23 protein-coding genes are annotated in these 25463 nt (G+C 36.7%); 15 read left to right on the top strand and 8 right to left on the bottom strand.

Translation table 11 applies throughout. The features are described from left to right. Positions 1-348: 348 nt before the first annotated feature. From ACOZBY_RS17095 to dnaA, 7 genes are all read right to left on the bottom strand, one after another. Positions 349-1428 (bottom strand): HD-GYP domain-containing protein, encoded by a 1080-nt coding sequence (locus ACOZBY_RS17095; protein ID WP_332292141.1) that lies wholly within the window; start codon positions 1426-1428, stop codon positions 349-351. Between the two features lie 141 nt (positions 1429-1569). Further along, positions 1570-4035, bottom strand: coding sequence for a DNA gyrase subunit A (gene gyrA, locus ACOZBY_RS17090; RefSeq protein ID WP_012291833.1), 2466 nt, complete (start codon positions 4033-4035; stop codon positions 1570-1572). 25 nt (positions 4036-4060) lie between these two features. Beyond that, a complete protein-coding gene (gene gyrB, locus ACOZBY_RS17085) occupies positions 4061-5995 on the bottom strand; it encodes a DNA topoisomerase (ATP-hydrolyzing) subunit B (protein WP_012291832.1) in 1935 nt (644 codons plus the stop codon). A 92-nt stretch (positions 5996-6087) separates the two neighbouring features. After that, entirely contained in the window at positions 6088-7203 is a 1116-nt protein-coding gene (gene recF / locus ACOZBY_RS17080) for a DNA replication/repair protein RecF (RefSeq protein ID WP_012291831.1), read from the bottom strand. 3 nt (positions 7204-7206) lie between these two features. After that, on the bottom strand, positions 7207-7431 hold the full coding sequence (gene yaaA / locus ACOZBY_RS17075) for a S4 domain-containing protein YaaA (protein ID WP_012291830.1): 225 nt from the start codon (positions 7429-7431) through the stop codon (positions 7207-7209). Positions 7432-7542: 111 nt separating this feature from the next. Continuing rightward, positions 7543-8679, bottom strand: coding sequence for a DNA polymerase III subunit beta (gene dnaN / locus ACOZBY_RS17070; RefSeq protein WP_012291829.1), 1137 nt, complete (start codon positions 8677-8679; stop codon positions 7543-7545). 170 nt (positions 8680-8849) lie between these two features. Then, complete coding sequence (gene dnaA / locus ACOZBY_RS17065; RefSeq protein ID WP_025115702.1) at positions 8850-10199, bottom strand: chromosomal replication initiator protein DnaA; 1350 nt, start codon at positions 10197-10199, stop codon at positions 8850-8852. Between the two features lie 608 nt (positions 10200-10807). On the opposite strand from dnaA, the gene rpmH reads away from it, so the two are divergent. From rpmH to ACOZBY_RS17010, 11 genes are all read left to right on the top strand, one after another. After that, the gene (gene rpmH / locus ACOZBY_RS17060) at positions 10808-10942 is read left to right on the top strand and encodes a 50S ribosomal protein L34 (RefSeq protein ID WP_004233310.1); all 135 of its coding nucleotides are present in this window, start codon (positions 10808-10810) and stop codon (positions 10940-10942) included. Between the two features lie 99 nt (positions 10943-11041). Beyond that, positions 11042-11386, top strand: a complete 345-nt coding sequence (gene rnpA / locus ACOZBY_RS17055) for a ribonuclease P protein component (RefSeq protein WP_031415843.1) — start codon at positions 11042-11044, stop codon at positions 11384-11386. Positions 11387-11739: 353 nt separating this feature from the next. Beyond that, positions 11740-12510 carry a membrane protein insertase YidC gene (yidC, locus tag ACOZBY_RS17050; RefSeq protein WP_012296225.1) on the top strand — a complete coding sequence of 257 codons (771 nt, stop codon included), beginning with the start codon at positions 11740-11742 and terminating at the stop codon, positions 12508-12510. Further along, a complete protein-coding gene (gene jag / locus ACOZBY_RS17045) occupies positions 12507-13310 on the top strand; it encodes an RNA-binding cell elongation regulator Jag/EloR (RefSeq protein WP_012296224.1) in 804 nt (267 codons plus the stop codon). Before yidC ends, jag begins: the two co-directional genes overlap by 4 nt. A 243-nt stretch (positions 13311-13553) precedes the next feature. Next, a complete protein-coding gene (gene mnmE / locus ACOZBY_RS17040) occupies positions 13554-14939 on the top strand; it encodes a tRNA uridine-5-carboxymethylaminomethyl(34) synthesis GTPase MnmE (protein ID WP_012296223.1) in 1386 nt (461 codons plus the stop codon). 27 nt (positions 14940-14966) lie between these two features. Continuing rightward, the gene (gene mnmG, locus ACOZBY_RS17035; RefSeq protein ID WP_012296222.1) at positions 14967-16859 is read left to right on the top strand and encodes a tRNA uridine-5-carboxymethylaminomethyl(34) synthesis enzyme MnmG; all 1893 of its coding nucleotides are present in this window, start codon (positions 14967-14969) and stop codon (positions 16857-16859) included. Positions 16860-16974: 115 nt separating this feature from the next. Continuing rightward, a complete protein-coding gene (rsmG, locus tag ACOZBY_RS17030) occupies positions 16975-17691 on the top strand; it encodes a 16S rRNA (guanine(527)-N(7))-methyltransferase RsmG (RefSeq protein WP_012296221.1) in 717 nt (238 codons plus the stop codon). Between the two features lie 180 nt (positions 17692-17871). Further along, a complete protein-coding gene (noc, locus tag ACOZBY_RS17025) occupies positions 17872-18768 on the top strand; it encodes a nucleoid occlusion protein (protein WP_012296220.1) in 897 nt (298 codons plus the stop codon). Positions 18769-18983: 215 nt separating this feature from the next. After that, positions 18984-19745 (top strand): ParA family protein, encoded by a 762-nt coding sequence (locus ACOZBY_RS17020; protein WP_008177971.1) that lies wholly within the window; start codon positions 18984-18986, stop codon positions 19743-19745. Further along, positions 19738-20586, top strand: a complete 849-nt coding sequence (locus tag ACOZBY_RS17015; RefSeq protein ID WP_012296219.1) for a ParB/RepB/Spo0J family partition protein — start codon at positions 19738-19740, stop codon at positions 20584-20586. The genes ACOZBY_RS17020 and ACOZBY_RS17015 overlap by 8 nt, the downstream gene beginning before the upstream one ends. 77 nt (positions 20587-20663) lie before the next feature. After that, positions 20664-21380: a DUF554 domain-containing protein gene (locus ACOZBY_RS17010; protein ID WP_012296218.1), complete on the top strand. Its 717-nt coding sequence runs from the start codon at positions 20664-20666 to the stop codon at positions 21378-21380. On the opposite strand, the gene yyaC is transcribed toward ACOZBY_RS17010, so the two are convergent. Beyond that, positions 21297-21929 (bottom strand): spore protease YyaC, encoded by a 633-nt coding sequence (gene yyaC, locus ACOZBY_RS17005; protein ID WP_031415838.1) that lies wholly within the window; start codon positions 21927-21929, stop codon positions 21297-21299. The genes ACOZBY_RS17010 and yyaC overlap by 84 nt on opposite strands. Before the next feature lie 91 nt (positions 21930-22020). Between yyaC and ACOZBY_RS17000 the strand changes: the two genes are divergently transcribed. The 4 genes from ACOZBY_RS17000 (at position 22021) to ACOZBY_RS16985 (ending at position 25415) form a co-directional block, all read left to right on the top strand. Beyond that, entirely contained in the window at positions 22021-22893 is an 873-nt protein-coding gene (locus ACOZBY_RS17000; RefSeq protein WP_031415837.1) for a mechanosensitive ion channel family protein, read from the top strand. Between the two features lies 1 nt (position 22894). Beyond that, on the top strand, positions 22895-23095 hold the full coding sequence (locus tag ACOZBY_RS16995) for a DUF951 domain-containing protein (RefSeq protein ID WP_012296216.1): 201 nt from the start codon (positions 22895-22897) through the stop codon (positions 23093-23095). A gap of 96 nt (positions 23096-23191) precedes the next feature. Beyond that, complete coding sequence (gene ychF, locus ACOZBY_RS16990) at positions 23192-24292, top strand: redox-regulated ATPase YchF (protein ID WP_012296215.1); 1101 nt, start codon at positions 23192-23194, stop codon at positions 24290-24292. An 82-nt stretch (positions 24293-24374) separates the two neighbouring features. Beyond that, positions 24375-25415 carry an acyl-CoA dehydrogenase gene (locus tag ACOZBY_RS16985; RefSeq protein ID WP_422762568.1) on the top strand — a complete coding sequence of 347 codons (1041 nt, stop codon included), beginning with the start codon at positions 24375-24377 and terminating at the stop codon, positions 25413-25415. Positions 25416-25463: the final 48 nt, after the last annotated feature.

Below are 25463 nucleotides of genomic sequence, written 5' to 3'. Positions count from 1 at the left end.
ATGTCCAAAATTTTGTTTCGTTCACTAGCTAGGCTAGCTACTTAAAACTTTATTGATTACGTTTTGCTTGTTCAGTTTTCAAGGTTCATGTTGTTTATTTCAGCGTCACCTCTTGGCGACTTATTTATAATATCAAGATTCGACAACTATGTCAACATATTATCTAAAAATATTTCAATAGATTATATTTTAGTCACTCAAATACTTAATTGTACGTGAAAATATTATATTGCCTGTAGAAAAGAGTAATGTAAATGAAGGTGTTTTACTTTACGTAATAGCCTACCTCTTCTCTTTATTATCCTTAATATGAATGAGAAAAGGCAGCCATAGTTATGGCGTGCCTTTCTATAAATTAGTAATAATTCGAGAAATATAAAAACTGCGATTTTTTCCTAAATCAAAAATTTCACCTGTATGAACTAATTTAATGAGTGGACGTGTTGGCGCAAACTTATTTACAAACATGACTTCTCCACGCTCCAAGTTAGAAAGTTCAACAATTGTACCAATAGGAAGATCCGCTACAATATCGATTAATGCACGTACCACTTTAATATCAAACTTACCAAACTCAGATTCATTAATCATTTCTATTACTTTAAATGAAGATTGCTTGGACCTGTATACTCGTTCACATGTCATAGCATGGAATACATCTGCCACAGCAATGATTTGTGCAAAGATAGAAATATTAGCAATCTTTTCACCTTTCGGGTATCCACTACCATTTAAACGTTCATGGTGTTGGAATATTGCCTCTTTCATAGTTTCTTTTAAAATGGTTAAATCCTTCACCATGTTATAGCTATAAATTGGATGTTTATAAATTTCATCAAACTCTTGCTCAGTAAGAGGTGTCTTTTTATCTCGAATTCGGGGGTGTACTTTAGCCATTCCACAATCAGCCAATAGACCACCTATCGCAATTTGAATTGTAGTCCCCCTATCATAACCCAACTTTTGAGCAACTACAGAGGAAATCAGGGCAGTAGCTACACAATGGTGATATAAATAGTCTTTAGGATTAGAAAACTCATTTAAATCAAAAATAATTGTTCGATCCTCCAATACCATCTCCACCAAAGGCAATATAATGGTTCTCGCTTTGGCGATATCTACCTTAGAACCTGCTTCCCAATTTTTGAATTCCTTTTTAAATTGTTCAATAGAATGATTATAAGATTTTCTAAAAGTCGGAATGTCCTCTACTACTTCTACATCTATTTCTCTCTTTTCTGAATGAATATCGTTTTGATTTTTATAAACAGGGACGTTAAAAATATTAAATGCCTGAAAAACTTGTAAATGTACATGGGAAATCGTTGTATCTTTAAAGATGATAGGATACTGTGTATTAGCAAAAATATCTTCAGAAATTACTCTACCAACGCCTAACTCTGAAATTGGAACATGTATTGTTTCCATGAAATGAACACCTCTCCACTTTAACTTGCTTCAAATAAGGGTACCTTTATTTTATCATGTAATTCAAAATAATTACTTATTTTTCATTATTTATAATAAAAAACCGATGAACGACATGAACGCTGTCGTCATCGGTTTAAGTTATTCCTCTATTTCCTCTTCATCTTCAGGCAACTCTTCTTCTTTTTCAACCTTAGCTACAGTTGCAACTAATTCATCATCACCTAAGCGAATTAAACGAACACCTTGTGTGCTGCGTCCAATTAATGAAATATCATTAACATCCATACGAATAAGCATGCCGTTAATAGTAATAAGCATAATATCCTCTGAACCATCAACTGTTTTCACAGCCACCATCGGACCATTTTTATCAGTAATTTGCATTGTTTTTAATCCAACGCCACCACGGCTTTGTAAACGATAATCATCTTCAGAAGTACGTTTACCATAACCTTTTTCAGTAACTACTAAAATTTCTTGTCCTGGTTCAACAATCTCCATACCTACTACTTCGTCACCATCACGAAGTTTAATACCTCGTACACCACCAGCTGTACGTCCCATAGAACGAATATCATCTTCCTGGAAACGAACAAGCATACCATCACGTGTACCGATGATAATTTGCTTATCCCCATCTGTTAAACGAACAGAAATAAGATCATCATCTTCTCGTAAACTGATAGCTATTAAACCATTCGTACGAATGTTGGCAAATTGTGATACAGGTGTACGTTTCGTAATACCTGTTTTAGTTGTAAAGATAAAGTACGCATCTTCATCAAATGATCCAACACGAATCATCGCTGTTACTTTCTCACCTTTATCGATATTGAGCAAGTTAACAATCGGTAGCCCTTTAGCTGTACGACCATACTCTGGAATTTCGTAACCTTTCGCTCTAAATACTTTACCTTTGGAAGTAAAGAATAGAATTGTATCATGTGTAGAGGTATTCATAAGATGCTCTACAAAGTCATCTTCGTTTGTACCCATTCCCTGAACACCACGACCACCGCGTTTCTGACTACGATATGTATTCGCAGCTAAACGTTTAATATAGCCGTTATGCGTTAAAGTAACGACTGAATTTTCAACAGGAATTAGATCCTCATCCTCAATCATTTCAATACCGCCAGAAGTAATTTCAGTACGGCGTGTATCACTATAGCGGTCTTTCAGCTCTAAAATTTCAGTACGAATGATATCAACAATTTTAGCTTCGTCCGCTAAAATTGCCTTTAATTCAGCGATTAGAACCTGAAGCTCTTGATATTCCGCTTCAATTTTTTCACGCTCTAAGCCACTTAAACGAACTAAACGCATATCTAAAATGGCTTGAGCTTGTCGTTCTGATAAATTAAAACGCTCCATTAATTGAGGCTTCGCTTCTTCACCACTACGTGAACCACGAATAATCGCAATTATTTCATCAATATGGTCTAATGCAATTCGTAAGCCTTCTAAAATATGTGCACGGTCCTCTGCTTTTCGAAGATCGAATTCAGTACGACGACGAATAATAACTTTTTGGTGCTCTAAATAATGGTATAGCATTTCTTTTAAGCCTAATACCTTTGGCTGACCATTTACTAATGACAGCATATTGATACCAAAGCTTGATTGCATAGCTGTTTGTTTGTAAAGATTGTTTAAAACTACATTAGCATTTGCATCTTTTCGTACCTCAATCACTACTCGCATACCACGACGGTCTGACTCATCACGTAAATTCGTAATACCATCGATTTTTTTATCACGGACAAGCTCTGCAATTTTTTCAATCAGCTTTGCCTTATTTACTTGGTATGGTAACTCGTGAACAAGGATAGTTTCCTTACCATTAGCTTTTTGCTCAATTTCCACCTTCGCACGAATAATGATGGAACCACGGCCAGATTCATAAGCTCTACGAATACCACTACGGCCCAAAATTAATCCGCCAGTAGGGAAATCCGGGCCAGGGATGATTTCCATCAATTCCTCTGTGGTAATAGCTGGGTTTTCAGAAAGTGCTATAACCGCATCAATGGTTTCACCTAGATGGTGAGGAGGAATATTTGTGGCCATACCAACAGCAATCCCTGCAGCACCGTTTACCAATAAGTTTGGATAACGACTTGGTAAAACAATCGGTTCTTTTTCAGAGCCATCATAGTTATCTGTATAGTCAATTGTATCTTTATTGATATCACGTAGCATTTCCATCGCAATTTTAGACATACGTGATTCTGTATAACGCATAGCTGCAGCTCCATCACCATCAACAGAACCAAAGTTCCCATGACCGTCAACAAGCATATAACGATAGCTGAAATCTTGCGCCATACGTACCATAGCGTCATAAATGGAAGAGTCACCATGTGGATGGTACTTACCCATTACATCCCCAACAATACGTGCTGATTTTTTGTAAGGTTTATCTGCTGTATTTCCTAACTCCTGCATCCCATATAAAATACGACGATGTACTGGTTTTAATCCATCACGTACATCAGGTAATGCACGTGAAACAATTACACTCATTGCATAATCAAGAAAGGATGTTTCAATTTCTTCTGTAATATTAATTCCTTTAACACCGGAGCGTTCTTGTTCTGACAAAGTGTAGACCTCCTCTCAAGAAAAATTAGATATCTAAATTAGCGTAAACGGCATTTTCCTCGATAAATTGACGACGAGGTTCAACTTCATCGCCCATTAAACGCTCAAATGCTTGGTTAGCTTTAATTGCATCATCTAATTCTACTTGTAATAATGTACGGTGCTCTGGATCCATTGTAGTATCCCAAAGTTGTTCAGCATTCATTTCACCAAGACCTTTATAACGCTGTACATTCGGTTTTGGCATTTTTGGTAGACGTTCTAAAATTTCTTTTAATGTTTCATCATCATAGCAATATTCAACATGCTTACCTTGTTTCACTTGATAAAGTGGTGGCTGTGCAATGTAAATATAGCCTGCCTCTATAAGTGGACGAAGGAAACGGAAGAAGAATGTTAAAAGCAATGTACGAATATGTGCACCATCAACATCGGCATCTGTCATAATAATGATTTTATGATAACGGGCCTTTTCTAAATTGAACTCTTCTCCAATACCAGTACCGAATGCTGTAATCATGGCACGGATTTCTGCGTTCGATAAAATCTTATCTAAGCGTGCCTTTTCAACATTGAGAATTTTTCCACGTAAAGGCAATATTGCTTGGAAGTGACGATCACGTCCTGATTTAGCTGATCCTCCCGCAGAATCACCCTCAACAATATAGATTTCACAATCAGCTGGATTTGTTGAAGAACAGTCCGCCAATTTACCAGGCAAGCTTGACACTTCCAATGCATTTTTACGACGGGTAAACTCACGGGCCTTTTTGGCTGCGACACGAGCACGAGCTGCCATTAAACCTTTTTCAACAACTTTGCGTGCAACAGTTGGATTTTCCAACATAAATCGTTCAAAACCATCCGAGAATAAAGAGTTAGTAATTTGACTAACTTCTGAGTTCCCTAGCTTTGTTTTTGTTTGCCCCTCAAATTGAGGATCCGGATGTTTAACAGAGACAATAGCTGTTAAGCCTTCGCGTACATCCTCACCTGTCAAATTGGCATCCGCTTCTTTCAACAATCCACCTTTTCGTGCGTAATCATTAATGACGCGTGTAAGAGCTGTTTTAAAACCAGACTCATGTGTACCACCTTCATACGTATTAATATTATTAGCAAATGAAAAAATATTAGAAGAGAAACCTGCATTGTATTGCATAGCAATCTCAACAGAGATACCATCTTTTTCTCCAAGAACATCAATCGGATCATGAATAGGCTCTTTAGATTGATTTAGGTGCTCAACATATGAACGGATACCACCTTCATAGTGATATGTAGTTGAACGCTCCTCGCCTTCTCGTTCATCAGCAATGGTAATCTTGATTCCACGATTTAAATATGCCAATTCTCGAATACGGTGAGCTAAAATATCATATTCATAAACAGTAGTTTCTTTAAAAATTTCTGGGTCCGCTTTAAAACGTGTTGTTGTTCCATTACGGTCTGTATCGCCAATAATCTTTAGTTCTTGTATCGTTTTTCCACGTTGGAATTTGATTTCATGAATATGACCTTCACGGTGAACTTGCACAATTGTTTCAACAGAAAGAGCATTTACAACGGATGCCCCTACTCCATGTAGACCACCTGAAACTTTATAGCCTCCACCACCAAATTTACCACCAGCATGTAAAACCGTCATGATAACTTCAACAGCAGGCTTACCCATCTTTTCTTGAATGCTGACTGGAATACCACGACCGTTATCTTCTACACGAATCCAATTTTCTTTTTCTATTGTTACCTGTATATCAGTACAAAATCCTGCCAGAGCTTCATCGATACTATTATCAACGATTTCCCATACTAAGTGGTGTAACCCTTTTGAGCTTGTTGAACCGATATACATCCCTGGTCTTTTACGTACTGCCTCTAAACCTTCTAATACCTGTATCTGATCGGCCTCATAAGCTTGGTTTTGTAAACCTTCGTTCTCTATAGCCACGGCTTTCATCTACTCCTTCATAACATCATTGTGTGTAAATGAATGAACAGTCAACCGAGCTGACTATTACCATTCTTTTGTAATCTAAAAAACTACCCTGGCTAACTTTTTTCAATCGCACCTTGTTTCACGTGGAACAGTTGAGCCTGCTCCATCGTTTCATGATGAATACCTTCAACACTTGTCGTTGTGACAAAGGTTTGCACTTCACCTTGAATGGTATTTAATAAATGCGATTGACGATAATCATCGAGTTCCGACAAGACATCATCTAAAAGTAGTATGGGTGTTTCATTTGTTTCTTGTTTAATTAATTCAATTTCAGCAAGTTTTAAAGACAATGCAGTTGTACGCTGCTGTCCTTGAGAGCCATATGTTTGCACATCATAGCCATTTACTAAAAACTGCAAATCATCACGATGTGGACCAACTAACGTTACACCTCTGTCAAATTCACGTTCTCTTGCTTCCATCAATTTTTGATGTAAAGTATTTTCAATTTCGCTAGAAGAATGTTCTTTTTCTATTCCAGCTACCGTACGATATTTTATAATGAGCGTTTCCTTCCCTTGTGATATACCTGCATGTATAGGTTCAGCCCACTCCTGCAATAAATCCATAAATTGAAATCTTTTACGAATAATTTGGGTAGCTGCATGAATATATTGTTCATTATAAACCTCATACATCACATCATTTGACATGGACTTGCCCTGGTTCATCTTTAAGAAATGGTTACGTTGTTTTAAAACTTTTTGAAAGGTTAATAAATCGTGTAAATAGACAGGCGAAATTTGCCCAATCTCCATATCAATAAAACGTCGGCGTATTTGCGGACTACCTTTTACAACGTTTAAATCTTCTGGTGCAAACATAACGACGTTCATTTGGCCAATATAATGACTAAGGCGACTTTGCTCTATATGATTTATCTTGCCCTTTTTACCTTTCTTTGTAATCGTAAGCTCTATCGGTAAAATACCATGTCTTTTTTGAACTGCCCCTTCTATTTTACCATAGTCTGAATCCCAACGTATCAATTCTTTATCGTTCGTTGTTCGATGGGATTTAGCCATTGCTAGTACGTAGATAGACTCCATAACATTTGTTTTTCCTTGAGCATTTTCACCAATGAAAACATTAATTTTAGGAGAGAAGTTTAAAGCTAAGGCATCATAATTACGGTAATTTGTAAGTTTTATTTGTTCAATATGCATAGTTTACTGCCCAGTTGGTCCTACGATTTGAAAACGACCACATCCTGGTATATTTACAACGTCTCCGTTTCGTAATTTACGACCTCGACGATCATCTACTTCTCCATTGACATACACAGCATTTTCCTGTAAAAACCACTTAGCCATTCCACCTGAACTAATGGCATCAGATATTTTTAATAGCTGCCCTAACGTGATGAACTCCTCATCGATTTTAATGTCCTGCATAGTGTGTTTCCCTCCAAATACAGACTGTCTATCTCTCTATCATACCTAAAATTTCGCCATAAGTAAAAAAGATAGCCGCAAATTGCGACTATCCTAACAGATCTTAAATTTTTAGTAAGTACGTACAGGTAAAATTAATTGTAAAATTGCATCGTCATGAACCGAGCGTAAAATAAATGGTCTCATTGCGCCTGTAAATTGAATGACTACATCTTGGCCATCGATAGCTTTCAATGCTTCCATCATATATTTGGCACTAAAGGAAATTTTCAAGCCTTCTCCTTCTAATGACTCAACAGGAATTTCTTCTTGTACTTTACCGATTTCAGGTGAATTAGAAGAAACCTCAACTGCTTGATGACCCAATATTTCAAAACGGACAACATTATTACGATCCCCTCTTGCTACAAGCGAAGCACGGTCTATAGCTTGTAATAAAGACTTACCATTAATTGTAACATTAGTTTGGTATTCTTCTGGAATTAAACGGGAAGTGTCTGGGTAATTTCCTTCTAGTAAACGTGAGAAGAATAATACATCCCCTGTTTTAAACAATACCTGCTGACTTGTAATAACAATTTGAACAAGGTTTGTAGAATCCTCTAATACTTTATTTAATTCATTTAAACTTTTTCCTGGGATTACAACACTATGTTCAACCTCTGGTAAATTTTCCAGTTGAACCTTACGTCTTGCTAAACGATGACTATCTGTTGCAACACAGATTAATGTTTCATTTTTAATCTGCCAGTTTACACCTGTCAACACGGGTCTACTTTCAGAAGTGGCAACGGCGAATACAGTTTCACGAATAATTGTTTTTAAAAGATCAGCAGGAATAGTAAATTTTTGATCCTCTGTTAATTCCGGTAATAATGGATATTCAGCTGCATCAGAGCCAATTAAATGGAACTCCGATTTACCTGAGCGAATATGCGTTTGGAAACCAGGAGTTACTTGGATTTCAACATCATTTGTTGGTAATTTACGTATAATTTCATTAAACATACGGGCTTGTACAACAATTGATCCTGTTTCTGCAATGTGAATGATCTGTTGTCCATCTTCCTCAACGGGGATAAATGTTTGAATTGTAATATCCGCATCACTACCTGTTAAGCGAATACCTTCTTCAGTTACATCAATTTTGATGCCTGTTAAAATTGGAATAGTTGTTTTTGAACTTACCGCTTTCATGACATCATTTAAACCCTCTAATAAACGGTCACGTAAAATATCAAATTTCATTCGTTTTCCCTCACATATTTATATTATTTATTTATATAAAATAAAAAAGATATAGTAATAGGCTCTGTGGATTTGTGGATAAGTGCCTTTTTATGAATAAAATCAGTCTATCCACATGTAGATAGACTGTGTATAAGTTTGTGTTTAAATAGTAGGATTGTCCACAGTAATTACTTCCCTAGCATGCTACGAATTTGTTTAACATCTTGTTGAAGCTGGACGTCATTTTTCAACAAAGAAGATATTTTTTCGTGAGCATGAATCACAGTTGTATGATCACGTCCACCAAATTCTTCGCCAATTTTCGGCAGTGAAAAATCTGTTAATTCACGTGATAAATACATGGCAATTTGGCGAGGAAAAGCAATTAACTTTGTACGCTTTTTCGCCGTAAAATCTTCTAAACGTATACTAAAATGCTCACCAACAGCATTTTGAATGTCTAATATTGTCACAGTTCGTGGCTTTGAATTAGGAATGATATCTTTAAGTGCCTCAGCAGCAAGTGTGGCATTAATATCTTTGTTTACGAGCGATGAATAGGCAACGACGCGAATAAGCGCACCTTCAAGCTCCCTAATATTGGAGTCAATCTGGTTCGCAATATAGAGCATTACTTCATTGGGTACCTCTAAACCATCTGCTTTTGCTTTTTTACGCAAAATAGCAATTCGTGTTTCCAAATCAGGAGGTGCAATATCCGTTATTAATCCCCATTCAAAACGTGAACGTAGCCGATCCTCTAATGTAGGAATTTCCTTAGGAGGTCTGTCACTCGATATAACAATTTGCTTGGATTCCTCGTGTAAAGTATTAAACGTGTGGAAAAATTCTTCTTGAGTTGATTCTTTTCCAGCAAGGAATTGAATATCATCAATTAGCAGTACATCCACATTGCGGTATTTATTGCGAAAATCAAGTGCTTTGTTATCACGAATAGAGTTAATAAATTCATTTGTAAATTTCTCAGATGATAAATAGACCACCTTTGCATTAGGATTATGCTCTAAAACATAATGACCGATGGCATGCATTAAGTGTGTCTTACCAAGCCCAACTCCCCCATAGATGAAGAAAGGGTTATAAGCCTTTGCAGGTGCTTCAGCGACTGCTAGAGAGGCAGCATGTGCAAAGCGGTTACCAGAGCCAATAACAAACGTATCAAAAGTATACTTCGGGTTTAACATCCCCGGTGAAATATCATGGTGATCGTTATTCTTTGCTTGGATAATCGGCGCCGGCAAATCAAAATCGTCCGAATCCTGGTTTTTTTGAACAACAAATTTAATAAGCAAGTCTTCGCCTGTAAGCTCCGTTAATATACCTGTAATCAAATGAATATAATGATTCTCAAGCCAATCTCGAGCAAACGAATTTGGCGCAGCTATTGTCACAGTTGAACCACTGCCATTGTAGGACAGTAATTTGGTAGATTTTAGCCACGTTTCGAAGCTTGGTTTAGAAATTTTTTGTTCAACTTGAGCCAGGACATTATTCCATAATTCTTCTAAATGTTCCAAGCTACTAATCTCCTTTACAGTGTTCAATACATAAAAAAAATTGCATTTATAGAAATGGTAAATACGTTCATTTTACAACTCGTCCACATAATCACAAGTTGTGGATAAAAGTTAACCAAAGGCTGTGATAAAAATTATCCACAGCATATTAACAGTTGTGGATAATTAAAATGTTCATTTCAGTTTTCAACAAAGTGAAGCACAGTAATCGTATCAGAAAAACAAAGCTATTTCAATAGTTTATGAAACTTATCCACATAGCTTGTAGTTATGCACTTTAGAGTTGTCCACAAGCACTGCTTATGTGAAAAAGCTGTAGATAATTGTTGTGGATAAAAAAATATGCAAAAAATACTATACACAACTTTGTGTAAAAAAAACAAGTCCTCTGTGGATAAATATTTTTATAATAATGTTATAATAGAGTGTCTTTTACGGAGGATTTAAATGCGCTCTGAGGATAGATGAAGTAGTTGCATTTAGATACATAGAATAGTTACCTAAAAGAAATTTGTTAAATACATTGACAAAATAACTAGTTACTTTATATAATATTCGAGTCTGTATGTTGAAAAATTCAACTCATATATCAGGAGGTGTCTATATAAATGAAACGTACTTACCAACCAAAGAAACGTAAACACAGTAAAGTTCACGGTTTCCGCGCACGTATGAGCACGAAAAACGGTCGCAAAGTTCTTGCTGCTCGTCGTCGTAAAGGAAGAAAAGTTTTATCAGCATAAAATAAGTCCACTGAGCCACATCAGTGGTCTTTTTTTTCTTTATTTTTGGTAAACCTAGAAGTGAGGATCAAAGATATTATCTATTAGCAGGTGAAAGAAATGAAAAAACGCCAAAGAGTGAAGAAGAATGATGATTTTCAAAAGGTGTTTAAAAAAGGTAAATCTTTCGCTAATCGTCAGTTTGTTGTTTACTTTTTAGAAAAAGAGGGACAAACAGAATTTCGTGTAGGTTTATCGGTTAGTAAGAAACTTGGGAATGCGGTAAAACGCAACCAAATAAAACGCTATATTCGCCATAGTATTCTTGATTTAAAGGATGATTTAAAGCCGAATATGGACTATGTTATTATCGCCAGACAACCGGCGGCCACTATGGATTTTCATGAAGTGAAACAAAGTTTGCAACATGTACTAAAAATCGCAAAGGTATTGAGGAAAGTGTAATGTATGCAACCGAGTGGTAAAATGCGCCTGTATGATTAGCTTTAAGAATAAGAGTGAAATGGCATACCATAACGTAGGAGTATACGCATAGGGGTATTACTAGCGTTAGATTTCACTTATAAAATATGTTAAATTCGCCACAAAACTCAGGAATAAGTGTATATTGTGAGAATATTTAGTAGAGTGAAACGTTATTGGCATGATAAAATAGCTGATAACTTTATCTTTGTTCAAGCTTAGATAAAGCTGCTGTCAGAAGTCACAGATTTTAAGGCAGGAAACTGTCAGTCAGTGAATAAAGAAGATGCATATAGAATTTGAAAAAGTGAATAGTAATTGTAGGGGGAAGAAGGTTGAAAAAACAACATTGGGTAATTTTGTCACTAGTATCAGTAGCTCTACTACTATCTGGTTGTACAGAATTCAATGAACCAATTTCCAAAGAAAGCACTGGCTTCTGGAATGAATTCATTGTTTGGCCGTTGGTATCAGCGATAAAATACTTTGCTGACCTACTTGGCACGTATGCATGGGGGATCATTGCTGTAACGATCATTATTCGTTTAGCAATTTTACCATTAATGATTAAACAAACAAAGAGTTCTAAAAAAATGCAAGAAATTCAGCCAAAATTGAAGGAACTGCAAAAGAAGTATGCTTCTAAGGATGCTCAGACACAACAACAATATCAGCAAGAAATGATGAAGCTGATGAGTGAATCAGGCGTAAACCCACTTGCAGGGTGTTTACCAGTAATCATTCAAATGCCAATTTTAATTGGTTTTTATCATGCAATAAGCCGTATGAATGCTACATCTACATTTGATTTAGGGAATTTCTTTATCTTCCCGCTAGCAGATCCTGCACCTGCATTAGCAATTACAGCAGGTTTAATGCAATTTATCGTATTACGTACAGGCCCAGCAATGGATAATCCTCAAATGAAAATCATGATGTATATTATGCCATTCATGATCATTGCCTTTGGTATGGCCTTACCAGCTGCATTATCATTATATTGGGTAATCGGGAATATTATTTCGATTTTCCAAAACCTGTATATTTATAAACCTTGGAATAAAGATAAAACACAACCTGCTCAAAATGGAGGGGCTAAAAAGTGAAACAACTTACGCAAATAGGCGCAACAACACAAGAAGCGATCTCATTAGCGTTACAGAAACTTGGCAAAACCCGTGAACAAGTAGATGTTGAAGTTTTACAAGAAGGTAAAAAAGGATTTTTAGGTTTTGGTGCACGCTCTGCAGAAGTTCGTGTAACTGTAAAGGAAGTTCAGATTCCGGTCATTGAAAGTGAAAAAGCCGAATCGCAAATAACGACTCAATTAGACAAACAATTAGCAGTAGATGATGTTGAAACAATAAGTTCACAAGTTTCTGATCAACCAAATGAAATCGAAGCTGTTCAAAAAGTCGTAAACGAACAAAATGAGGAAGAAGATTCAGCAAATCCAATTGAGGATGCAAAAACTTACTTAGTAACTATTGCTGAACAATTGGATATTCATGATCTTGATATAAGTACAACACGTGAAGGGAAATACGTTTATTTTCAGCTGAAAAGTGAGAAAGCTGCTCTACTTATCGGAAAACGTGGTCAAACATTAAATTCCTTACAGCAATTAACACAGTTAGTGCTAAATAAAAGCGCTAAGCAGTTCTTAATGGTGAAATTAGATGTGGAAAACTATCGCGAACGTCGACAAGAAGCATTAGAGTTACTGGCTGATCGAATGGCGGACAAAGCATTACGTTCAAATCAACGTGTGGCATTTGAACCTATGCCGTCATACGAAAGAAAAATAATTCATAATCAATTAGCCAATCGTCTTGATCTTGAGACGTATTCAGAAGGTTCAGAACCAAATCGTTATTTAGTCATTGAGCCCGTCAAAAATAAATAGATTTAAAACATGCAGACACTATAGTTTTAAAGGTCATTTTATCCTTTGTGATAAAATGACCTTTTTTTATGAGACAAAGAATTGTATTTTTTGTTGAAATTCAGTTTTATAAAAAAGGTTGTTATCCACATTTGGAAATGATCCTTACTTTAGATTTTGCTGAAAATATGTTAGTCTAAGGTGTTAGTAAGTATTGGTCGGTTTCGATTATCCACATGTGGATAACGTTGAGGAGGTCATTAAATGGAGTTTGATACAATTGCTGCGATATCCACACCGATGGGTGAAGGTGCCATAGCCATCGTTCGTTTAAGTGGGGACGAAGCAGTGGCGATTGCAGATAAAATATTTAAATCACCAGGTGGAAAAAGTTTAACGACAAAGGATTCGCACACTATTCATTATGGACATTTAGTGGATCCTAAAACAAACGAGGTAGTAGAGGAAGTAATGCTATCATTGATGCGTGGTCCAAAAACTTTCACACGTGAGGATGTAGTTGAAATAAATTGTCACGGTGGTTTGGTTTCAGTTAATCGTGTTTTACAACTAGCATTAACGAATGGGGCAAGATTAGCAGAACCAGGTGAATTTACTAAACGTGCGTTTTTAAATGGGCGTATTGATTTATCACAGGCTGAAGCAGTAATGGATTTGATAAGAGCTAAAACAGATCGAGCAATGAATGTTGCCTTGGGTCAGATGGATGGAAAATTATCAAGACTTATTGGTGACTTGCGCCAAGCTTTACTAGAGACATTAGCGCAAGTAGAGGTTAATATAGATTATCCAGAGTATGATGATGTAGAAGAGATGACTGTACCTGTTTTAGTAGAAAAATGTACATGGGTACGAGATGAAATTATTAAACTTCTCCAAACATCTTCTCAAGGGAAAATATTACGAGAGGGTTTATCGACTGTTATTTTAGGCCGTCCAAATGTAGGGAAATCTTCTCTTTTAAATAGCTTAGTACAGGAAAATAAGGCCATAGTGACAGATATTGCTGGTACTACTCGTGATATTATAGAAGAGTACGTCAATGTACGCGGTGTTCCGCTTCGTTTAGTGGATACAGCGGGTATTCGTGAGACAGAAGACATTGTTGAACGAATTGGCGTAGAACGTTCGAGAGAAGCGCTACGTGGAGCAGATTTAATATTATTTGTATTAAACTATGCAGATGAGTTAACTGCTGAGGACGAGCGTTTATTCGAAACGATTGAGGCGATGGACTACATCGTTATTATCAATAAAACAGATCTACCGCAAAAAATTAATTTAGCGCGTGTCAAAGAGCTAGCAGGTAAACATCGCATTGTAACCACCTCTCTCTTACAGGAGGAGGGTGTTACAGAGCTTGAAGAAGCGATAGCTGCATTGTTCTTTGAAGGGCAAATTGAAGCGGGCGATTTAACATATGTTTCAAATGCAAGACATATTGCACTATTGCATCAAGCACAGGCGACAGTTGAGGATGCAATAGCAGCTGCTCAAGCTGGAGTTCCAGTTGATATGGTACAAATTGATGTCACAAGAACTTGGGAATTACTTGGTGAGATTATAGGTGACACAGTGCAAGAAAGCCTAATCAACCAGCTATTTTCTCAGTTTTGCTTAGGAAAATAACTTTAAGAAAGAAAGGAAGATACGAGCATGCCAACAAAATATGAGGCAGGCACGTTTGATGTGATCGTCATTGGCGCAGGTCATGCAGGTTCAGAAGCTGCACATGCTGCGGCTAAAATGGGTGCTAAAACACTAATGTTAACGATCAACTTAGATATGATTGCATTTATGCCATGTAATCCATCCATTGGTGGTCCTGCCAAAGGAATCGTCGTACGTGAAATAGACGCTTTAGGTGGCGTCATGGGGAAAGTTATAGATAAAACACATATTCAAATGCGAATGTTAAATACAGGAAAAGGCCCAGCTGTACGTGCATTACGTGCGCAAGCTGACAAAGTTTTGTATCAACAAGAAATGAAACGCATATTAGAGGAAACCGAAAACTTAACAATCCATCAAGGAATGGTAGAAGAACTTATCATTGAGGATGGAGAAGTAACAGGGGTTATTACACAAATTGGTGCTATTTATCGTGCCAAAACAGTAGTGGTCACAACAGGTACCTTCCTACGCGGTGAAATTATTATTGGGGATATAAAATATTCAAGTGGTCCTAATAACCAACAACCGTCCATTCGCTTAGCTGATAATTTAAAAGAGCTTGGTTTTGACCTTGTTCGATTTAAAACAGGTACACCACCACGTGTTAATAATCGTACAATTGATTATGATAAAACTGAAATTCAGCCAGGAGATGAAGTTCCACGTGCATTTAGTTTTGAAACAACGGAATTCATTATGGACCAACTACCTTGCTGGTTAACGTATACAAGCCCTGAAACACATGAAATAATTGAGGCGAATTTACATCTATCACCGATGTATTCTGGGATGATTAAAGGGACGGGTCCACGCTACTGCCCTTCGATTGAAGATAAAGTAGTACGCTTCAACGATAAGCCGAGACATCAAATCTTCTTAGAGCCAGAAGGACGTAATACACGTGAGGTTTATGTTCAAGGTTTATCAACAAGCCTACCAGAGCATGTTCAAACACGTTTATTAAAATCAATCCCAGGCTTAGAGAATGCAGAAATGATGCGTGCTGGCTATGCCATTGAATATGATTCAATTGTACCCACACAATTGTGGCCAACACTAGAAACAAAGCGCATTAAAGGCTTATATACAGCTGGCCAAATTAATGGTACATCGGGTTATGAAGAAGCAGCGGCCCAAGGATTAATGGCAGGAATGAATGCTGCAGCTAATGTACTTGGCAAAGAGGAATTAATCCTTAGTCGCTCGGATGCCTATATTGGGGTACTAATTGATGATCTTGTGACAAAAGGAACAAATGAGCCGTATCGTTTACTAACTTCTCGTGCAGAGTATCGCTTACTGCTACGTCATGATAACGCTGATTTACGATTATTAGAGCTAGCTTATAAAATCGGAATGGTACCACAAGAAAGATATGACAAGTTCAATGCGAAAAAGGCATTAATCGAAAATGAAATTGCACGTCTTCGTGAAATAATTATTAAACCGAATGAAGCTACACAAGCGGTTATTCGTTCTGCTGGTGGTAGTGAATTAAAAGACGGCATTCGAGGTGCTGATTTACTAAAACGCCCCGAGATGCATTATGAGATGATTTCTTCATTAATTCCGGCAGATATTGAATTTACAGAAGAAGTAAAAGAGCAAATTGAAATTCAGCTTAAATATGAAGGCTATATCGAAAAAGCATTGCTACAAGTAGAGAAGCTGCATAAAATGGAAAACAAAAAAATCCCTGAAAACATTGATTATGATGCTATTTCTGGATTAGCGACAGAAGCACGTCAAAAATTAAAACAAGTTACACCGCTTTCCATTGCACAAGCCTCTCGTATTTCTGGTGTTAACCCAGCAGATATTTCTATTCTTCTTGTTTATATTGAACAAGGTAAAATTGCAAAAATAAGCGGCTAATAAGAACAGTAAAGTGAATAAGGGGCGGGCATACCATTGTGCCCGCTTCCTATTTTTAAAGCAATACTATTGTTAAGATGAACTAGTAGGGCTAGATTAATAAAGGAGACTTTACATGAACGAACAACAATTTATTGAGGCACTGAAAAAAAAGGGCATCGAGCTTTCCGAAAAGCAAATTACTCAATTTAAAAAATACTTTGAATTACTTGTCGAGTGGAATGAAAAGATGAACCTGACTGCTATTACAGATTTAGAAGGTGTTTATTTAAAACATTTCTTTGACTCTATTAGTGCCTCATTTTATTTTGATTTTTCAAAAGTAATCACTGTTTGTGATGTAGGAGCAGGGGCTGGTTTTCCTAGTATTCCAATAAAAATCTGTTTCCCACATTTACATGTCACAATTGTCGACTCCTTAAATAAAAGAATTACATTTTTAAATCATTTAAGTGATGAGTTACAATTAGAAAATATGAATTTTGTGCATGCTCGTGCAGAAGAGTTTGGTCAAAATATAAAATATCGTGAGCAATACGATGTGGTGACAGCACGTGCAGTAGCTCGTTTATCTGTTTTATCGGAGCTATGTGTACCATTAGCAAAACAAGGTGGCTATTTTGTTGCCTTAAAAGCAGCGGCAGGTGCAGAAGAATTAAAAGATGCTAAAAAAGCATTAACAACACTAGGTGTTAAACTGAAAGAAGAATATTCTTTCAAGCTACCTGTTGAAGAAAGTGACCGCATTTTATATATATTTGATAAAATAAAAGGAACACCGAAAAAATACCCGCGTAAGCCAGGTGTACCGAATAAAACACCAATTCAATAATTAGTGTTTCATGTGAAACTTTCTCAAAGTAGAATATATTTTTTCTATTTTGAGCATACATACTAGTTATGGATGGTTCACGCAAAAGTCATCTATGAACTATATACATTTGAGGAAATATAATAAATAATAATAGAATGAGACAGAGCAAGATAGTTACTTAAAGGTGGTGCCACTTGGATGAAAAGTCCTTTTTCACGTTTTTTTGGAGGCGGAAGTAAAACAGAGCCTATTGTGAAAAATGAAGTAGAACAAGCAGAGGCGGTTCATACAGCAGAAGAAGTCATAAAATTGCCTATTGATCAAATTGTACCTAACCGTTTTCAGCCACGTACTATTTTTGATGATGAAAAAATTGAAGAATTATCAAGAACCATTCATACACATGGTGTGATTCAGCCAATTGTTGTACGTAAAACATCAGAAAATCAATATGAAATCATTGCCGGTGAGCGTCGTTATCGAGCTATGAAAAAGCTACAATGGACAGAGGTTCCTGCTATTGTACGTAATTTAACCGATAAGGAGACAGCTTCTATTGCGTTAATAGAGAACTTACAGCGTGAAGAATTAACGGCAATTGAAGAAGCGGTAGCCTATCAAAAATTGTTGGAGCTGCATGAGCTCACACAGGAAGCTCTTGCCCAAAGACTTGGAAAAGGACAATCCACTGTAGCCAATAAATTACGTTTATTAAGGCTTCCAGACGAAGTGCAACAAGCCATTTTACAGCGAAAGATCTCTGAACGACATGCGCGTGCATTAATTGCTATTAAAGATCAACCGTTACAATTAGAGGTCTTACAGCAAACCGTTGATAATGATTGGAATGTTCGCCAATTAGAGGAACAGATTCAAGCTATCTTGCATCCTGTAACAGATGAGCAAGAGTCGGTACCAAAGAAGGCAAAGCCGAAGCGCAAGGCCATTAGTAAAGATGTCCGTATAGCCTTAAATACTATTAAGCAATCATTAACAATGGTCACAAAAAGTGGTATTACGGTAAAAACGGAAGAAGAAGATACAGAAGAATATTATCAAATTACTGTGAAGATACCTAAAAAGAAAAAGGTGTAACAAATTATCTAAGAATAATAATTTGTTACATTTTCCTTCACTGTAAAAAGGAGATATCTCAGAAAGTTGAATGAGATGTCTCCTTTTTTGTATATATTCTTAATATTTTATACAACTTCTAACTGTTTTTTTGATAGAATGAAAGTTAGATAGCGGGTTAAATACATTGGTTTTACAAAGAGTAAGCGTTGATAAATGAAAGCAGGTGCTTTTAAATGGGGAGAATTATAGCAATCGCCAATCAAAAGGGTGGCGTAGGAAAAACAACAACTTCAGTCAATTTGAGCGCTTGTCTAGCCTATTTGGGGAAGAAAGTGCTACTTATTGATACTGATCCGCAGGGAAATACAACAAGTGGTCTCGGTATTAATAAAGGAGACATACAAAGTTGTATTTATGATGTACTCATTGATGATGAAGATGTTGAAAATGTCATTCAAAAAACAAATGTAGATAATTTATCAATTGTTCCAGCCACAATTTCGCTTGCAGGCGCTGAAATTGAATTGGTGTCGACTATTTCAAGAGAAGTGCGTTTGAAGCATGCATTACAAAATGTAAAAGAAGATTTCGATTATATAATTATTGATTGTCCACCATCCTTAGGACTTTTAACAATCAATGCTTTGACTGCTTCAGATGCATTAATTATTCCTGTACAATGCGAATATTATGCATTGGAGGGTCTAAGCCAATTGTTATCTACTGTTCGTCTTGTTCAAAAGCATTTAAACCAACAGTTGTATATTGATGGTGTTTTATTAACAATGCTAGATGCACGAACAAACCTTGGGTTGCAAGTTATAGATGAAGTAAAAAAATATTTCCAAGATAAAGTATATAAAACAATAATTCCTCGTAATGTGCGTTTAAGTGAAGCACCTAGTCATGGGCAACCAATCATCACTTATGACGCAAGGTCTAGAGGTGCAGAAGTTTATTTGGAGATGGCGAGGGAAGTGATTAAAAATGGCTAAAGGTTTAGGAAAGGGCATTGGTGCACTATTTCCAGGAGAGTCTTTAGAACAAAGTGGGCAAGTGGAAGAAATTCAATTAGATTTAATTGTTGCGAACCCATTTCAGCCTCGTAAAATTTTTGATGAAGAAGCTTTACAAGAATTAGCAGATTCGATAAATGAGCATGGCATATTGCAACCAATTGCTGTCCGTAAAAAGGGTCGTAAATTTGAAATAGTAGCAGGAGAACGTCGTTATCGGGCCTGTTTATTAGCAGGTTTAGATGTTATTCCAGTAATCATTAAAGAGCTATCAGATGCACAAATGATGGAGCTAGCTATTCTAGAGAACCTTCAGCGCGAGGATTTAACAGTCATTGAAGAAGCAGAGGCCTATCAAAGCTTAATGGAAAACTTGAAACTAACACAGGAAGAGCTATCAAAGCGTTTAGGAAAAAGTAGACCACATATAGCTAACCATGTTCGCCTCCTTGCTTTGCCAGAAGATGTCCGGAAATTTATGAATGATGGCACCCTATCAATGGGACAAGGCCGGGCATTACTCGGCTTAAAAAATAAAAGACGAATCTCTGAAGTAGCAATGAAGGTAATGAATCAAGGTTTAAATGTTCGTCAAGTTGAAATGTTAGTACAAACCCTGAATGAGGAAGTTTCACGTGAAACAATTCCTCCTAAGAAAAAAGATATATTTGTGGCGGCGAAAGAATCTCAATTAAGAGATTATTTTGGAACAAATGTTCAAATTAGAAAGAACAACAATAAAGGGAAAATTGAAATAGAATTTTACTCTGAAGATGATTTGGAGCGCATTTTAGAAATCCTAAATTTACAAGAAGAATAAATGATATTTCTATAATTTAATCAGAGCGCCAAGCAAACAGGCGCTCTCTATTTTTTAGAGAGAAGGAAGGCAAAAGGGTGGTAATACTAGGGGCATTAATTAATGCTGTGCTCATTATAGCAGGTGCATTAGTGGGGCGGATTTTCAAAAATATTCCTGAATCTATGAAGTCTACTGTCCTATCCATAATTGGTTTAGCAGTCGCATTATTAGGGATAAAAATGGGTTTTGAAAGTGATAATTTTATTATCTTAATCGTAAGTTTAGTGGTGGGTACTGTAGTAGGTGAGTGGTTAGATTTAGATAAGCAAATGAATCGCCTTGGCAAATGGGTAGAGTCTTTATTTCGCACAAAACGAAATGACCAAAATCAAATTAGCATAGCAGAAGGGTTTGTCACAGCTTCATTAATATTTGTTGTTGGCTCAATGGCTGTTATTGGTGCACTTGATAGCGGCCTTCGTAACGATCATAATGTATTGATTACAAAAGGATTAATAGATGGATTTACATCCATTATTCTAGCATCCACATTAGGCATAGGTGTATTGCTATCGGCAATACCTGTTTTTATTTATCAAGGATTAATTGCTATTTTTGCAGGGGTCATTAGTTCTTTTATACCTGATGCTGCGCTGCAAATGTATATTACCGAAATGACAGCCGTTGGCGGCGTTATGATAATGGCAATAGGGTTAAATATAGCTGGTTTAACTAAGATCAAGGCTGCTAACTTGCTGCCAGGTATCGTCGTTGTTGGTATTATGGTTGCTTTCTTCTACATTTTTCAATGAATAACGGTGGGCAGCCAGTAATAGCGCTCTTGAAAGCTTCTCAGCCATAGCATAAGAAATATGAAGTCTTGTATTTTGTAAAACAAGCATTTCCATAAAACCTCCAATATTGACGATTCCTTTAATGGAAATGTCACCGATTGGGGGTAATTCTTTTTTTACAGCCTTGCCAGGAAAAATAGGACCGCTTTGAACGGAAATATGACCGACATTGTGCTCACTACCAAGACAGGCGTCAATCGCAATAATGAATGGTTTTGTAGTATGATTGTGTAGCTGTTGCATAGTTGAATTTAGATTTAGAGCATGTAGAGGATCTTCTAAAGAACCTACAATTTCGTAGGGGAAGCTAACAGACTTATTTAAGAAACTACCCGTTAACGGTCCAAGTGTATCACCTGTACATCGGTCGCTGCCAATGCAGCAAAAAATTAATCGTTCATGATGAAACGGTATATGTTCTAAAAATAATGTACTTAATTGCCAAACAGCATTTTTACTTTCGTGATGAAGGGAATAAGGTAGTAACAAATTTGGTATAGTATTCATAAAAAAACTCACTTTCTTTTTATTTTTAGAAGTGCTCAATTTTTATGCAGTATACGCAAATTTTTAGCAAGTTATTCAAGAGGTGGAAACGATGGAATGGAATAAGAAATTAATGGATAGATACTGGGAAAAGCTTACATCTGACAAGCTTTGGGAAGATGTGATTGATACTTCTATTGAGATCGTGCTGATTTTACTAGTATCATGGATAGCTGTAAGAATGGGTAAAAAATTGATTAAAAAATTGTTTTTAATCCGTATGCGTTCTCCATTAAATCATTCAGAGCGACGTCAACGTACGATTTCGAGATTATTACAAAGTGTAATTTCTTATGTTGTTTATTTCTCTGCAATCATTGGCATTCTATCTTCTTTAAATATAAAGGTAGCGGGTCTTTTAGCAGGTGCAGGGATTGTCGGTTTAGCCGTCGGTTTTGGTGCCCAAAGTTTAGTGAAGGATGTTATCACGGGCTTCTTTATTATTTTTGAGGATCAATTTGGTGTAGGGGATTATATAAAAATTAATGGAGCAGAAGGTACGGTTGTAGAAATTGGCTTACGTACTACGAAAATTAATGGGGGGACGGGAGAGCAATTTATCATTCCTAATGGTGCAATTGGTGAGGTCGTCAATTACTCTGTTAACAACTCCAAAATTTTTATAGATTTACAAATGACCGCTGATGCTGACTTTGAAAAAGCTGAAACAGTTATTAATCACTATTTAGAATCTTTACCAGAAAAACATAAAGAATTAATAGCAGCACCAGTGTTTTTAGGTGTACAAAATGTTAAAGGTACAGAGGTAACGATCCGTATTGCTGCTGAAACATTACCGCAGCAACAATATGGAGTTGCTCGTAGTATACGCCGAGATGTGACAAAACTTTTTGAAGAACATCGTATTCCAATGGCTTATCCAAAAATGATGTTCTATGACAAAGGTGAGGGGAGAAGTGAGTAAGGTGGAAGCAAAGAAATATGGTTTAAATGATATTGTTGAAATGAAAAAGCAACATCCTTGTGGTACGAACAAATGGAAGATTATTCGTATGGGTGCTGATGTTCGAATTAAGTGTGAAGGTTGTCAACATAGCGTAATGATCCCACGTAGAGAATTTGAGAAAAAAATGAAAAAGGTTTTACTTTCTGCTAATGAGGCCTAACTTCAGGCATATTAGACTTTTTGTAAGTGAATCAATATAATAGAAAAGGTTATAAGAGAGAAAATTGAACTGATTATAGAAAGGTTGTGTCCATTCATGGCATTAACAGCTGGAATCGTTGGTTTACCTAACGTTGGAAAATCAACATTATTTAACGCAATTACAAAAGCGGGCGCATTGGCTGCAAACTACCCATTCGCCACGATTGATCCGAACGTCGGTATCGTTGAAGTCCCAGACGCACGTTTAGATAAATTAACAGAATTAGTTGTACCTAAAAAAACAGTACCAACAGCATTTGAATTCACAGATATCGCAGGAATTGTAAAAGGTGCTTCCAAAGGTGAAGGTCTAGGTAATAAATTCTTAGCTCATATCCGTGAAGTAGATGCAATTTGCCAAGTTGTACGTTGTTTTGTAGATGAAAATATTACACACGTATCGGGTGCGGTGGATCCAATCGATGATATCGAGGTTATTAACCTAGAGCTAGCACTAGCTGATTTAGAATCGGTAGATAAACGAATCCAACGTGTTAGTAAAATGGCAAAACAAAAAGACAAAGAGGCCATGATTGAAGAGCCAGTACTCTTAAAAATTAAAGAGCAGTTAGAGAACGGTAAGCCAGCGCGTGCAGCTGAGCTTTCAGATGATGAACTGAAAGTAATAAAAGGTCTTCATTTGTTAACAATTAAACCAATGCTGTATGTTGCAAACGTTTCAGAAGATGAAGTGGCCGATGCTGACAATAATGAATATGTCCAAAAGGTACGTGAATATGCATCAGCTGAAGGTGCGCAAGTCATTACAATTTGTGCGAAAATTGAGGAAGAAATCTCAGAGCTAGACGATGAGGAAAAGGCTATGTTCTTAGAAGAATTAGGAATTAAAGAGTCTGGTTTAGATCAGCTAATCCGTACTTCTTATGACTTATTAGGCTTAGCTACGTATTTCACTGCGGGTGTACAAGAGGTTCGTGCATGGACGTTCCGTAAAGGTATGAAGGCACCGCAATGTGCAGGGATTATCCATACAGACTTTGAACGTGGCTTTATTCGTGCTGAAACTGTTGCTTATGATGATCTATTAGAGGCAGGTTCTCAAGCAGCGGCAAAAGAAGCAGGTAAGGTACGTCTTGAAGGTAAAGAGTATGAAGTTCAAGATGGCGATATTATGTTATTCCGCTTTAATGTATAAGACGAACAGAGGGCAATCTTAATGATTGCCTTTTTTCAATCATTATTTTATCTGAATTTTTAGAGTATGGGAGTGACGTCAAATGAACATAACCGAAATAAAAGAACGTGGCCTAGAGTTTGAGCAGCTAGGAAGATTACCCCAGGACATCTTAGAATTTATTTATGAACAAAAATTGTTCAAATTGTTCACTGCTAATGAACTAGGAGGTAAAAATCTAGATTTAGTAGAAGGAATAAAAGTATTTCAACAAATAGCTGCCCTCGATGGTAATGTTGGTTGGCTTGTTACAATCGGGACTGGAGGCAATGCATTTATTCCTGCATTTAGCCAAGAAATGTGCGAAAGAATCTTTTCCCCAAAAGAAGCTGTTATCGCAGGTAGTGGCTATCCAACGGGAATTGCTATAAAGGTAGAAGGAGGTTATGTGGTAACAGGGCAATGGAAATACTGTAGTGGTTCAGACTATGCTACAACCTTTACCATGAATTGTTTGATAGAGCAAGATGGCGTGAAAACAGAAAATATCATTAGTTGCTCCTTAGACCGTCAAGATGTAGAAGTTTTACATGATTGGCGCGCAATGGGCTTGAAGGCAACGGCAAGTCATACAATTCGCGTGAACAATGTATGGATACCTCAGGAAGCTACTTTCCAAATAGGTACGATTAGAAATAACTATGGGAATTCCGTACATACCTTTCCATTTACAACCTTTGCCGAGGCTTCTTTTTTAAGCGTTTGTCTAGGAATAACTGAAAATTTATTAGAAGAAGCATTTATTTTAATAAAGCAACGAAATCATGCTGCTAATCGAACTGAGCGTATGGGAGCTTTACAGTTTTTATTCATGCAACAGCAAAAGCATTTTAAACAATGTGAGCAGCAGTTCTATACAACCTTGTCAGGATATTGGCAAAAGCATCAACAAGATCAATCATTGACAGAGGAAGAACTAATGCAATTTACACAAATGAGTAAAGAAATTGCGGCTGCTTGTATAGAGATTGCAAATAAACTAATACGTAACCTTGGCATGGATGCTATCACAGAAACCTCTCGATTAAATCGAATTTGGAGGAATTTGTATACAGCCGCACAGCATGGATTTTTAACTCCTTAAGAGGAATGACTAGACTCAGACATTATGGCTAACGACAGAGTCTAGTTT

The organism is Lysinibacillus sp. NPDC056220 (assembly GCF_049315265.1).
Lineage (GTDB): Bacteria > Bacillota > Bacilli > Bacillales_A > Planococcaceae > Lysinibacillus > Lysinibacillus pinottii.
The sequence above is the reverse complement of the archived record's forward strand: the minus strand, read 5'-3'. Positions and strand labels throughout refer to the sequence as shown.

Excerpts from the sequence above, each read along its gene's own strand:
- dnaN (WP_012291829.1), bottom strand. The coding sequence starts at position 8,679 with ATGAAATTTGATATTTTACGTGACCGTTTATTAGAGGGTTTAAATGAT.
- ACOZBY_RS17015 (WP_012296219.1), top strand. The coding sequence starts at position 19,738 with ATGGCTAAAGGTTTAGGAAAGGGCATTGGTGCACTATTTCCAGGAGAG.
- noc (WP_012296220.1), top strand. The coding sequence starts at position 17,872 with ATGAAAAGTCCTTTTTCACGTTTTTTTGGAGGCGGAAGTAAAACAGAG.
- mnmE (WP_012296223.1), top strand. The coding sequence starts at position 13,554 with ATGGAGTTTGATACAATTGCTGCGATATCCACACCGATGGGTGAAGGT.
- ACOZBY_RS17000 (WP_031415837.1), top strand. The coding sequence starts at position 22,021 with ATGGAATGGAATAAGAAATTAATGGATAGATACTGGGAAAAGCTTACA.
- yaaA (WP_012291830.1), bottom strand. The coding sequence starts at position 7,431 with ATGCAGGACATTAAAATCGATGAGGAGTTCATCACGTTAGGGCAGCTA.
- ACOZBY_RS17020 (WP_008177971.1), top strand. The coding sequence starts at position 18,984 with ATGGGGAGAATTATAGCAATCGCCAATCAAAAGGGTGGCGTAGGAAAA.
- rsmG (WP_012296221.1), top strand. The coding sequence starts at position 16,975 with ATGAACGAACAACAATTTATTGAGGCACTGAAAAAAAAGGGCATCGAG.
- mnmG (WP_012296222.1), top strand. The coding sequence starts at position 14,967 with ATGCCAACAAAATATGAGGCAGGCACGTTTGATGTGATCGTCATTGGC.
- rnpA (WP_031415843.1), top strand. The coding sequence starts at position 11,042 with ATGAAAAAACGCCAAAGAGTGAAGAAGAATGATGATTTTCAAAAGGTG.
- ACOZBY_RS16985 (WP_422762568.1), top strand. The coding sequence starts at position 24,375 with ATGAACATAACCGAAATAAAAGAACGTGGCCTAGAGTTTGAGCAGCTA.
- yyaC (WP_031415838.1), bottom strand. The coding sequence starts at position 21,929 with ATGAATACTATACCAAATTTGTTACTACCTTATTCCCTTCATCACGAA.
- gyrB (WP_012291832.1), bottom strand. The coding sequence starts at position 5,995 with ATGAAAGCCGTGGCTATAGAGAACGAAGGTTTACAAAACCAAGCTTAT.
- recF (WP_012291831.1), bottom strand. The coding sequence starts at position 7,203 with ATGCATATTGAACAAATAAAACTTACAAATTACCGTAATTATGATGCC.
- rpmH (WP_004233310.1), top strand. The coding sequence starts at position 10,808 with ATGAAACGTACTTACCAACCAAAGAAACGTAAACACAGTAAAGTTCAC.
- ACOZBY_RS17095 (WP_332292141.1), bottom strand. The coding sequence starts at position 1,428 with ATGGAAACAATACATGTTCCAATTTCAGAGTTAGGCGTTGGTAGAGTA.
- ychF (WP_012296215.1), top strand. The coding sequence starts at position 23,192 with ATGGCATTAACAGCTGGAATCGTTGGTTTACCTAACGTTGGAAAATCA.